The following is a 12237-nucleotide window of genomic DNA, read 5'->3' as shown; positions in this document are numbered from 1 at the left end:
ACCCTCACTCGTCGAGAATTGCGCTACCAGACGAACGTGTTGCTGCACGACGCTTTTCGAGTGACGATATCCGTCATGAAGCTGTTGATGCTCGGAGGAACACGGTTCCTCGGCCGTGCTCTCGTCGACGACGCTCTGGCTCGGGGCTGGGAAGTGACAGTGCTCCATCGGGGGCTCACCGGAGCGCCGCCGTCTACAGCGGAGGTCCTGTTCGCGGATCGCACCGATCAGCGAGCGATGGTTGATGCGCTCGGTGATCGTCGATGGGATTTTGTGGTCGACACGTGGTCGGGTAGCCCCCGAGTGGTCGCTGAGAATGCCCGGATCTTGCGCGGCCACGTCGACCGGTACGCGTACGTTTCCAGCGTATCGGCCTATCAGTGGGGCTTGCATGTAGACGAGACCTCACCGGTGGTTGCCGCATCTGCGACGTCCGATGACAACAGCGATTACGCGTCCGCCAAACGTGGGGCCGAACTCGCTGTCCTGGAATCCTTCCCGGAGGTGCTGCTCGCGAGGGCAGGGTTGATCCTCGGCCCGCACGAGGACATCGGGCGGCTGCCGTGGTGGCTACGGCGCATCGCTGCGGGCGGACGTGTCGTGGCCCCGGGAGCGCCGACTCGACCGCTGCAGTACGTCGATGTTCGTGACGTCGCATCGTTTGTCCTGTCCGGACTGGCGGCAAAGATCAGCGGGGCGTACGACGTCATCAGTGCGTCCGGGCACACCACTACCTCCGGGCTCCTCGAGGCGTGCGTGGACGCCACCGGTTCGGACGCGGAACTCGTGTGGATCGACGAGGGTCGACTGGCGGCAGCGGGAGCGCAGCCGTGGACGCAACTTCCGTGTTGGGTTCCACAAGAGGGCGAGTTCGCCGGCTTCCTCGAAGCCGACACCACCAAGGCAGCGCGGGCCGGGTTGCAGTGCCGTCCCGTCGAAGACACCGTGCGAGATACCTGGGAGTGGATGCAGCGGGAAACTGCCCCGACCCAGCGGGAGGATCGTGCTGTGCACGGACTGCCCTCGGCGATCGAAAGAGAACTACTCGCCGCCGAAGAATGAAACGAGTGTGGCCCGGTTCGTATTCGAACCGGGCCACCCTCGTGAAAGACGATCGATCAGGCGTACAGGTCGCTGATCTTGGTCTTGTGAGCTTCGTGAATGATGTTGCGCTTGAGCTTGAGCGTCGGCGTCAATTCACCGGTCTCCTGGGTGAAGTCGACCTCGAGGATCGTGTACTTCTTGATCTGCTCCGGGTTGGAGACCTTTCTGTTGGCGTCGGCAACGGCCGAATCGATCTCGGCGATCAGGTCGGCGTTCTTCACCAGATCGGCGATCGGGGTGCCGGCGGGCAGTCCGTTGCGCTCGACCCAACCGGGCAGGGTTTCCGGATCGAGAGTGATCAGTGCACCGATGAACGGCTGGCCGTCACCGACGACGAGGCACTGGCTGATCAGAGCATGCGCGCGCAGGGAATCCTCGAGGCCGGCCGGTGCGACGTTCTTGCCGCCGGCCGTGACGATGATTTCCTTCTTGCGACCGGTGATGGAGACGTAGCCCTCGTTGTCGATCGATCCGAGATCGCCGGTGTGGAACCAGCCGTCGACGATCGATTCGGCCGTCGCCTTGTCGTTGTGCCAGTAGCCGGCGAAGACGACCGGGCCCTGCAGGAGGAGTTCGCCGTCCTCGGCGATTCGGGCGGCGTGGCCGTTGATCGGCTTGCCGACGGTGCCGACGCGCTGCGCGCTCGAGGTGTTGACGGTGATTGCGGCGCTGGTCTCGGTGAGTCCGTAGCCCTCGTAGATGGGGATGCCGACGCCGCGGAAGTAGTGGCCGAGGCGCGCGCCGAGGGCTGCGCCACCGGAGACTGCACGCTCGCACTCGCCGCCCAGTGCTGCGCGCAACTTCGAGTAGACGAGCTTGTCGAATACCGCATGCTTGAGCTTGAGTGCCAGTCCGGGGCCACCCTTTTCGAGGGATTCGCTGTATTCGATGGCCGTGGCGGCAGCCTTGTCGAAGATGCTGCCCTTACCGCCGTCGACTGCCTTCTGGCGAGCCGAGTTGTACACCTTCTCGAACACGCGCGGCACCGAGAGGATGAAGTTGGGCTTGAAACCGGCGAACTGCTCGAGGAGCGTCGTCAGGTCCGACGTGTGGGCGACGGTGACCTTGGCGTCGAAAGCGCCGAAGGAGATCGCACGCGCGAATACGTGAGCGAGCGGCAGGAACATCAGCGTCTTCTTGCCGGGGACCATCGACTCCGGCATGGCCAGGCGGCACGCGTTGGACTCGGCGTAGAAGTTGGAATGCGTCAGCTGGACACCCTTGGGGCGTCCCGTGGTTCCGGAGGTGTAGATCAGGGTCGCGGGCGAGGCAGCGGTGACCTGGTGACGACGAGTGTGCAGTTCTTCGTCGGTGATTGCCGAACCGCGACTGGACAGCTCGTCGATCGCACCCGACTCGATGACGAGAACCTCGCGGAGGGCTTCTGCGCCGTCGGTGACTTCCTTGTGAGTCTCCGCGTGCTTGGCCGTTTCGACGACCAGAAGTGTCGTCGCGGAATCCTCGAGGATCCACTGCGCCTGGTCGGGGGAGGAGGTCTCGTAGATCGCGACGGTGCATCCGCCGGCAGTCCAGATGGCGTAGTCGAGAACGACCCACTCGTAGCGAGTCGCGGACAGGATAGCGACGCGGTCGCCGAGCTCGACACCCGAAGCGATCAGGCCCTTGGCAACTGCGGAGACCTGCTTCGCGAATTCAGCTGCAGTGACGTCGACCCATCCGCCGTTCGACGGCCTCTTGAACGGCACGAATGTGGGGTCTTCTTCGGCGTGACGGAACACGGAGTCGGCCATGGAAACGTTCTCCGGAATTGAGAACGACTGTGGAACTGAGAACTCGCGCACTATTGACCCCTCCAGTGACTACTGACATTTCTGATGTGCATTGCATCACATTAGTCGTCATTTTGCACTGTCGTTACTATTCGGTAGAACTGGTCGGGCGCTGACCTGCAGTTTAGTGTGACCGCCTGTTTACAGGTAATCAGGCGACGTGTTGGAGCGTGCGGCCGTGCACGGACAACCACCGGCGAATTGCGTAGTCCAATCGGTCCGGATCCACTCCGAGTTGCTCTGCAGTAGCTGCGAGGATCTCCGACGTGTCTCCCGGCACCTCGGTGGTGCCGAGTGTTGCGCTGATGAAGGTGTCGGCAGCGGTACCCAGATCGGTGTGTGGAATTCCGGCCAACATCAACAGGTGTGCCCAGGTCACTTCGGAACCGTCTCCGCAGGCGTCCACCCAGGCAAGGTGAACTGCGTCGAGAGCGCGGTCGGAATCAGCGGCCGACAGCAGATCCTCGACGCTGTTGATCCGCAAGTGATGGAGTTTCTCGGCGACCTGTTGGATGTGCCGTGCCTCGATCGGGACACCCGTTGCCGTGTAGCGGCGCTTGTACGAACCGATCTTGCCTGCCCACTGGTCCGAACTCCCGGCTTCTTCGAAGGTGCGGAGTAGTTCGCGTGCGCCGTCCGTGACGGGTTTGTCTTCGCGGGCTCGCCGGTAGGCGAGGTAGCGATCGACGACGGTCACTTCGCTGTGACCCGACGTGGACTGAACGGATTCGATGATGCACAGGGCGAGGCTCTGTCGATAAGCGTCTGACGCAACCCAGGCGGACGGGTCGCCCAGGCGGTCACGGCACGCGGCTGCGACGGCGTCGACGGTATCGGTCGAGATGGTCACGGTTCCTCCAGAAAGCCGAATTCTTTTTGTTCCATTTGGCCTATCGGCACCGAGGAGCGAAATGTTGCACACATCACAAATTCTCAGAATCCTCTTGGTCTGTGCGCAGGCTGGAGAGGTCTGCACTCAGGCGAGGAAGGTCAGCACTTCGTCGTCGCTGAGTTGATGAAAGTCCTCGAATGCAGCACCGACGCCGCCCAGCAGGGCAGGAACGAAGGGGCAGACGACGCGATCGGCGGAGCATGCGATCACTCTCATGGCTTCGGGGGAGGCGACGGGGACAGCGACGATCACGGAGTCAGCACCCGCGGTGCGCGCGCAGCGACAGGCAACGGCTGCACTCGCACCCGTAGCCATTCCGTCGTCGACGATCACCGCAGTGCGTCCGTGGAGGGAAACCGGCGTCCGTCCCTCGCGCAGGAGACGTGCCCGCCGGTCCAGTTCGGTTCGCTCGTCGCGTTCGACGGCGGCGAGTTCACTTTTCGAGACTCGTACCGCTGCGATGACATCGTGATTGAGGACTCGCACGCCGCCCTCACCGATGGCGCCCATCGCCAGTTCCGGGTTGTACGGGCTGCCGAGCTTGCGCACCACCACGATGTCCAGCTGAGCGTTCAGTGCCGCAGCCACCTCGGCTGCTACCGGTACTCCGCCGCGTGGAAGTCCGAGAACGACAGGCTTGTCGATACGCAAAGACTCGAGCCGCGCGGCCAGAAATTTGCCGGCGGAAGATCGATCCCGATACTGGGTCACCGCGTTGTCCTCGAGAAGCTCGAACCCCGACCAGTTCGACGCTACTCGCTGCACGTCACCGCGACGAGACCGTGAACCTCCGCAGGGCGAGAGCGGGGTTCTTCTCCCGGACTTCGGCGATGCGAGCGGCCGACACGGTTGCGGTGGCGACCCCGACCTGCTCGCCCAGTGAGCACATCACGACGCCCATCGGGTCGACGATCATGCTGGCACCAGCGCCGCCGCGCGCGCTCTGATCAGCCGCTGCGATGTACATCGTGTTCTCGATGGCCCGGGCGCGTACGAGAGTGGTCCAGTGATCTTCCTTGAGTGGCCCGGGCACCCACTGGGCGGGCAGGAGCAGGATGTCCGCGCCGACGTCGACAATGCGCCGGGTGACTTCCGGAAAGCGCAGGTCGTAGCAGGTCTGGAGGCCGAAGGTCAGGCCGTCGCACCCGAAAGTCTGCGGTTCCGTGATGTCGCCGGCACGGATCACGGCCGACTCCTGGTATCCGAAAGCGTCGTAAAGATGCAGTTTCCGGTAGGTCGCCACCAGTTCGCCGTTCGGGTCCATCGCGACGAGAGTGTTGGAGATTCTGCTCACGTCGTCGATCTGCTCGTTCATTCCCGCGACGAGGAAGATTCCCAACTCTGCGGCGACCGCCGCCAGTGCCGAACCGAATTCGCCGTCAAGGCCCTCTGCGGACTCGATCAGCCGTTCATCCGTCTTCGGTGCGGTGAACATCGAGTATTCCGGCGCCACGACAACTTTCGCGCCCCGTGCTGCTGCATCGGAAGCCAGTGATCGCAGCGATTCGAGGTTGGCTTTCTTGTCCGTCCCCGGGGCGAATTGGGCAATCGCGACAACGGTCTGGGCGGGGGTGGCTGCGGTGGCTTCGGTCATGCTTCCTACGCTAGGCGAAACCCGCTGGGAGGGTGGATCTGTCGTAAATGCACCCCCGGTATGTCGTCGTGTCTATACTCTATCCGCTAAACTGCTGGTCAAATGAGTGATATTGAGCGTGACCCCGAACCCCCAACATTTGCCGACCTCGACATCGATGATCGGGTACTGAAGGCACTGTCAGACGTGGGCTACGAGTCGCCCTCGCCCATTCAGGCTGCCACCATTCCGCCGCTGCTCGAAGGCAAGGACGTCGTCGGTCTCGCACAGACCGGTACCGGCAAGACCGCAGCCTTCGCAGTTCCAGTCCTGTCGCGGATCGACACGTCGATCAAGCAGACCCAGGCGCTGGTGCTTGCTCCCACGCGTGAGCTGGCGCTTCAGGTTGCCGAGGCATTCGGCAAGTACTCCGCGCACATCCCCGGACTCAACGTCCTGCCGATCTACGGTGGCCAGAGCTACGGTGTCCAGCTGTCCGGCCTGCGCCGCGGTGCACACGTCGTCGTCGGTACCCCGGGTCGTGTCATCGACCATCTCGAAAAGGGCACCCTCGACCTGACCAATCTCAAGTACCTCGTTCTCGACGAGGCCGACGAGATGCTCAAGATGGGTTTCCAGGAGGACGTCGAGCGCATCCTCCGCGACACCCCCGGCGACAAGCAGGTCGCCCTGTTCTCCGCAACGATGCCCGGCTCGATTCGCCGGATCTCGAAGCAGTACCTGAACAATCCGGTCGAGATCACCGTCAAGTCCAAGACGTCGACCGCTTCGAACATCACACAGCGCTACATTCAGGTTGCTCACCAGCGCAAGCTCGACGCACTGACCCGAGTCCTCGAGGTCGAGGCATTCGAGGCGATGATCATCTTCGTCCGCACCAAGCAGGCCACCGAAGACCTGGCGGAGAAGCTGCGAGCCCGCGGGCACTCGGCCGCCGCGATCAACGGCGACATCGTCCAGGCACAGCGTGAGCGGACCATCGGTCAGCTCAAGAGCGGGGCCCTCGACATCCTCGTCGCCACCGACGTTGCTGCGCGCGGCCTCGACGTGGATCGAATCTCCCACGTCGTCAACTACGACATCCCGCATGACACGGAGTCGTACGTTCACCGCATCGGTCGTACCGGCCGCGCCGGTCGTCAGGGTGACGCGTTGCTGTTCGTGGCACCGCGTGAGCGGCATCTGCTCAAGTCCATCGAGAAGGCGACGCGTCAGCCGCTTGCGGAGATGCAGCTTCCCAGTGTCGACGACGTCAACGCCCAGCGTGTGGCCAAGTTCGGTGACTCCATCACCGAGAGCCTGGCCTCGGAGAATCTCGCGATGTTCCGCAAGATGATCGAGGACTACGACCAGGAACACGACGTTCCGCTCATCGACATCGCTGCCGCTCTGGCACTGCAGTCGCGCGACGGCGAAGCATTCTTGCTTTCTCCCGAGCCGCCGGCACCGCCGCGTCGTGAGCGCGAGCCGCGTGAACCGCGTCCCCCTCGTCGTTTCGACGACGGCCCGGCTCCTCGCTCGCGTGGACCCGAGGGCCAGGAGTTGGCTGCGTACCGCATCGCCGTCGGCAAGCGTCACCGCGTCGTTCCGGGTGCCATCGTCGGTGCCATAGCCAACGAGGGTGGACTCCGTCGAAGCGACTTCGGGCACATCAGCATTCGCCCGGATCACAGCATCGTCGAGCTGCCGGCCGATCTCTCCAACGAGACTCTCGAAGCTCTGCGTCGTACGCGCATCTCCGGCGTCCTGATCCAGTTGCAGCCTGATTTCGGCCCGCCCCAGGGACGTCCGAGTGGCCGTGGCGACCGTGGTGGCCGGGACGATCGCGGTGGACGTGACGACCGCCGCGGTGGCGGACGCGATCGCTACAACGACTGACGTACAGAGCTGAAACAGGCGCTGCCCTCCGTGAGGAGGACAGCGCCTGTTTTTTTGTCGGCCAGTTCAGCGCGCCGGGCGGTAGTCAGATCGGCGTCGGTGCGAGAGCGTCGTTCTTCCTGGCGTTGGTGTCGAACTGCGTGCGGTACAACTCGGCGTACCGACCACCGCGCGCCAGCAGTTCCTCATGATTTCCGCGCTCGACGATCTGGCCTGCTTCGACGACAAGGATCAGGTCGGCTGAACGAATCGTCGACAAACGGTGAGCGATCACCACTGCAGTCCGCCCGGCGAGTGCTTCGCCGAGTGCTTCCTGAACCGCGGCTTCCGACGTCGAGTCGAGATGCGCGGTGGCCTCGTCCAGGATCACGACGCGAGGCTGGGCCAGGAGCAGTCGCGCGATGGTCAGGCGTTGACGCTCGCCGCCCGAGAGGCGGTATCCGCGCTCACCCACCACGGTCTCCAGTCCGTCGGGCAGCGACGCAACCAGGTCGGTGAGACGTGCTCGCTCCAGAACCTCACGCAGATCTTCTTCGGTGGCATCCGGTCGGGCAAGGAGCAGGTTGGATCGAAGGCTCTCGTGGAACAGATGCCCGTCCTGCGTGACCATGCCGACGGTCTCGCGGATGGAATCGGCACTGAGGTCGCGGACGTCGACTCCGCCCAACTCGACCGATCCGGAATCGATGTCGTAGAGACGCGGAATCATCTGGGCAACGGTCGACTTTCCGGCGCCGGACGTGCCGACCAGGGCGACCATCTGTCCTGCTTCGGTGCGGAACGACAGGTCGTGCAACACGTCCTCGCCGCCGCGAGTGTCGAGGATCGCGACTTCCTCCAGAGAGGCGAGAGACACCTTGTCCGCTGACGGGTACGCGAAAGTGACGTTCTTGAACTCGACCGACACCGGGCCCTGCGGCACCGTGCGTGCATCCGGCTTCTCGGTGATGAGCGGTGCCAGATCGAGAATCTCGAATACCCGCTCGAAGCTGACCAGAGCGCTCATGACGTCCACCCGCGCGCTGGCCAGTGCGGTCAGCGGCGAGTACAGGCGCGTCAACAACAACGCCATCGCAACGACGGCGCCTGCGTCCAACTGTCCGCGCAGCGCGTAGAAGCCGCCGAGCCCGTAGACGAGGGCAAGAGCCAGGGCCGAGACCAGTGTCAGCGCTGTGACGAAGATGGACTGCAGCATTGCGGTCCGGACTCCGATGTTGCGCACACGCCTGGCACGAACCGCGAACTCCGCAGACTCTTGCGAGGGGCGACCGAACAGCTTGACCAGTGTCGCTCCGGGAGCGGAGAACCGTTCCGTCATCTGGGTGCTCATGAGCGAATTATGGTTGGCTGCTTCACGATTGAGTGCTGCAAGTTTTGCACCCATCCGCCGAGCGGGGATGACGAAGATGGGGAGAAGCAACAACGCGAGGACGGTGATCTGCCAGGAGATCCCGAGCATGACGATCAGCGTGATCACCAGGGTGACCAGGTTGCTGACCACTCCGGACAAGGTGTCGCTGAAGGCGCGCTGAGCGCCGATGACGTCGTTGTTGAGCCGGCTGACCAGCGCTCCGGTTCGAGTTCTGGTGAAGAACGCGATGGGCATCTTCTGGACGTGATCGAAGACGGTGGTGCGCAGATGCAGGATCAGATCTTCACCGATGCTGGCCGAAAGCCACCGGGTCAACAGGCCCAGAGCGGCTTCGAGAAGTGCAACCAGTGCGATCAGTGCGGCAAGTTTGACGACTACGTCCACGGCGTCGCCGCCGACTATCGCGTTGACCACGCGCCCGGCCAGGACGGGGGTTGCCACGGCAAGTGCAGCGGTGACGACGCTCAGCACGAGGTACCAGCTGAGGTTACGTTTCTGCGGAACCGCGAACGTCGCGATTCGCTTCAGTGTCGCCTTCGAGAACGGGCGCCGATCTTCTTGCGCGTGCATCGCGTTGTACATCGCGTTCCACGCGGTGACTTCCATACTCATGACTTCGCCCCTCCGGTCGCCGGCCACGAAGATTACGTGGCCGGTACGACACGAAGGTAGAACCTAAACCAAACTTCAGGTCAAGTGCGGCCTCAGCGGGCCACGTCGACCACGACTCGCGGAGGATCGCTGAGCGTCGTCACCGTGAACGGTTGCTTCTCGGTCACCCCGATGAACGACTGGGTGACACCTTCGAAGACGTTGGACCCGTTGACCTCGGTCACGACTCCGCCGACGCCGGGAACCGGGTTGGGGCCGGAGTACTGTTCGACTCCGCTGTCGAAGGGGTAGGCGGAACCGTCGATCAGGACCTGGATCACTGCGGCACCCTTGATGTCCACGGGCTTTCCGCTGCCCTCCTGCGTGGCCGCGTCGACGTACTTCACGCGCCATCCGGGTGTGCCGGTGCCGCCCATCTCGTAGACGACACGATCGAATCCGTCGTGCTCGCCCACGCGGACGTCGACGACGGTGAGCTTGGACTCGGTGCCCGCAGCCGACGTCTTGTCCGAGCTGTCCGTCGGGACTGGTTCTGTGGTCGACGCTGCGGCACTCGAGGTCGAGGTGACGGCCGAGGTGGCTGCCGTGGGAGTGGTCTCCGCGTCCTGCGAACAGGCAGTCAGGCTCACGCCCACTGCAATGGCAGCGACAGCGGCAAATGATCTCGTCCGGTTCGTTGTCATGACTCGATCGTAGGGCTCGCGTAATCGGGATCCGCGGCGGCGGTGCCCGGAGTTACCTAACCGATATCGCCGTCGACGTAGAGCCACTTGCCGTCTGCTCGCGCAAATCGACTGCGTTCGTGGAGCATTCCCCGATCGCGTCCGAATGCGTAGTGAGCGCGAAATTCCACGATGCCGTCGGAATCGAACAGCCCACCTCGTTCGGTGTCCAGGATCTCCAAGCGGAGCCAATTCTGGTCGGGGTCGAGATCGAGTTCGGTAGGGCGATGGTCGGGATGCCAAGTCCGCGTGAGATATTCGTCGTCCAACAACGCGAATGCGGTGTAGCGCGAACGCATCAGGGTTTCGGCGGTCGGTGCGTGCGCGTCACCGCTGACGTACTTGCCACAGCACTCGGCCAACGTGTTGCCACTGCCGCACGGGCACGGATCGTTCGGGCGAGGTCTGGTGGGGCGGCTCGAGGTCACCGCCCCATTACAGCACGGGGTCTCAGACCAACTTGTGTTCGCGGTTCTCCCAGTACGGTTTGCGGAGGTCGCGCTTGAGGATCTTTCCGGTGGGATTGCGTGGAAGGATCTCGACGACGTCGATACTGGTCGGGCACTTGAACTTTGCGAGACGTTCCTGGGTGTAGGTGATCAGTTCGGCTTCGTCGATCTGCGCATCGCCGGTGAGAACCACGACGGCCTTGACGGTTTCACCCCAACGATCGTCTGGCACGCCGATGACCGCGACCTCGGCGATCGCCGGATGCTCGACCAGAACTCGCTCGATCTCGGGGGAGTAGACGTTCTCGCCGCCGGTGATGATCATGTCCTTGAGGCGGTCCTCGATGAACACGAAACCGCCGGAGTCGGCGCGGCCCATGTCGCCGCTCCGCAGCCATCCATCTGCGGTGATCGTTTCGGCTGTCGCCTCGGGCTTACCCAGGTATCCGGGAGTGCACTGCTCTGATCGCCACCAGAGTTCGCCGGTCGTACCGGTAGGCACGTCTTCGAGCGTGACGGGGTCCACCACGCGCATCTCGACGCCGGGGATCGCTGTGCCTGCTGACGCCATGCGCTCGATCTGCGACTCGTCGCGGTGAACGTCCGGCATCAACGCCGTGACGACGCCCGCCATCTCGGTCATGCCGTAGACCTGGACGAATTCGGTGTCCGGCCAGGCTGCGAGTGCCGCACGCAACAGCGGGAGCGGCATGGGTGCGGCGCCGTACGTGATGCGTTTGAATGCCTTGAAGGCGGCGACCGCCTGCTCGCCTGCGGCCAGGACTCCGGCAATGACCGGTGGGACGAGAAAGGCGATGTTGGCTCCGGCGGCCAGACCGGCGAAGATCGACGGGCCGTCCGCTTCTCTGGTGAAGTAGCAGCGTCCGCCGGCGTGAATTCCCATGATGGCGTAGCACGTTCCGCCGACGTGGAACATCGGCATCGCGATCAGGAATCGATGATCCTCGTGGGCCGGCAGGATCTCGAGAACACTGTTGCTGTGCGCGAACAGGTTTCGATGCGTGAGCTGGACGCCTTTGGGTCGACCGGTCGTTCCGGAACTGTAGAGAACCAGTGCGGTGGCATCGGGGCTCACCTCGGGTCGGGAGCTCAGGGGGGTGACCTCGTCGATCCAGGGTTCGAATTCGTCGTGTTCACCGCCGACGGCGAAGATCGATTCGACGGCGGTCAGGCGGTCTCGCATGGCGACGATCTGGGGGAGTAGTTCGCTGCCGACGAACAGGATGCGAGCGCCACAGTCCGCGAGTACGTAATCCAGCTCTTCGCTCGAAAGTCGCCAGTTGGGAACGACATTCGCGGCGCCGAGCAGTGAGGCGGCGTAGGTGACTTCGAGGCAGGACAGATGGTTCTTGTCGACGAAGGCGACAGTATCGCCGGCGCGGATCCCGGATTCGGCGAGTGCTGCGGCGATCTTCAAGATGCGTTCCCGCCATTGGGCCCACGTGTATTCGGTTCCTTGGAAGGTCATCGCTGCTTGATCAGGCTTGACCGTCGCCCAGTGCTCTAGCCGATCGAAAATGATTCCAGCGGTGGCGTCGGACATTCGGCCGCCTCTCTCGTGTGATTGGTGTCACAAGGTTAGTGTGCGTCCGCCGTTCGTATCGCTGTTTCTCTCCAATGCACACCAGTGCATACCAGTCGGAGAGCCGTGATCTCCCAGACCCTGATCGGCTCTGCCACGGATATCAGGGTGGTCCCCGATGGCGGGGGCGCCCGCCACCCGACAGGATGGAACCAACCATTGCGGGCGTCCGTGTTTTCACGGGCGCCCGTCACGCCCGCAAAGTAGTACGAAGTGAACAG

The 12237-nt window shown here is 63.5% G+C and carries 10 protein-coding genes; 2 read left to right on the top strand and 8 right to left on the bottom strand.

Features of this window, described 5'->3' with window-relative positions:
- Positions 1-75: 75 nt before the first annotated feature.
- Positions 76-1062, top strand: a complete 987-nt coding sequence (locus G8767_RS28665; RefSeq protein WP_166813205.1) for an NAD-dependent epimerase/dehydratase family protein — start codon at positions 76-78, stop codon at positions 1060-1062.
- 56 nt (positions 1063-1118) lie between these two features.
- Here the strand turns inward: G8767_RS28665 and G8767_RS28660 are convergent, their stop codons facing one another.
- The 4 genes from G8767_RS28660 to G8767_RS28645 form a co-directional block, all read right to left on the bottom strand.
- Positions 1119-2906: a long-chain fatty acid--CoA ligase gene (locus tag G8767_RS28660; protein WP_166813203.1), complete on the bottom strand. Its 1788-nt coding sequence runs from the start codon at positions 2904-2906 to the stop codon at positions 1119-1121.
- A 139-nt stretch (positions 2907-3045) separates the two neighbouring features.
- Positions 3046-3744, bottom strand: coding sequence for a heme peroxidase (locus G8767_RS28655; protein WP_166813201.1), 699 nt, complete (start codon positions 3742-3744; stop codon positions 3046-3048).
- 126 nt (positions 3745-3870) lie between these two features.
- Positions 3871-4497: a phosphoribosyltransferase family protein gene (locus G8767_RS28650; protein ID WP_166813199.1), complete on the bottom strand. Its 627-nt coding sequence runs from the start codon at positions 4495-4497 to the stop codon at positions 3871-3873.
- Positions 4498-4552: 55 nt separating this feature from the next.
- A complete protein-coding gene (locus tag G8767_RS28645) occupies positions 4553-5380 on the bottom strand; it encodes a carbon-nitrogen hydrolase family protein (protein WP_166813197.1) in 828 nt (275 codons plus the stop codon).
- A gap of 102 nt (positions 5381-5482) precedes the next feature.
- On the opposite strand from G8767_RS28645, the gene G8767_RS28640 reads away from it, so the two are divergent.
- Complete coding sequence (locus G8767_RS28640; RefSeq protein WP_095972864.1) at positions 5483-7258, top strand: DEAD/DEAH box helicase; 1776 nt, start codon at positions 5483-5485, stop codon at positions 7256-7258.
- Between the two features lie 85 nt (positions 7259-7343).
- Here G8767_RS28640 and G8767_RS28635 read toward each other — a convergent pair whose 3' ends face one another.
- From G8767_RS28635 to G8767_RS28620, 4 genes are all read right to left on the bottom strand, one after another.
- On the bottom strand, positions 7344-9242 hold the full coding sequence (locus G8767_RS28635; protein ID WP_166813195.1) for an ABC transporter ATP-binding protein: 1899 nt from the start codon (positions 9240-9242) through the stop codon (positions 7344-7346).
- A gap of 92 nt (positions 9243-9334) precedes the next feature.
- On the bottom strand, positions 9335-9925 hold the full coding sequence (locus tag G8767_RS28630) for a hypothetical protein (protein WP_095972862.1): 591 nt from the start codon (positions 9923-9925) through the stop codon (positions 9335-9337).
- Positions 9926-9981: 56 nt separating this feature from the next.
- On the bottom strand, positions 9982-10392 hold the full coding sequence (locus G8767_RS28625) for a YchJ family metal-binding protein (RefSeq protein ID WP_166813193.1): 411 nt from the start codon (positions 10390-10392) through the stop codon (positions 9982-9984).
- Positions 10393-10414: 22 nt separating this feature from the next.
- Entirely contained in the window at positions 10415-11977 is a 1563-nt protein-coding gene (locus G8767_RS28620) for a long-chain-fatty-acid--CoA ligase (protein WP_166813191.1), read from the bottom strand.
- Positions 11978-12237 lie beyond the last annotated feature (260 nt).

The sequence above is a fragment of the Rhodococcus sp. IC4_135 genome (assembly GCF_011602025.1).
GTDB classification, from domain to species: domain Bacteria; phylum Actinomycetota; class Actinomycetes; order Mycobacteriales; family Mycobacteriaceae; genus Rhodococcus_F; species Rhodococcus_F baikonurensis.
This window is presented reverse-complemented; position numbering and strand designations above follow the sequence as displayed.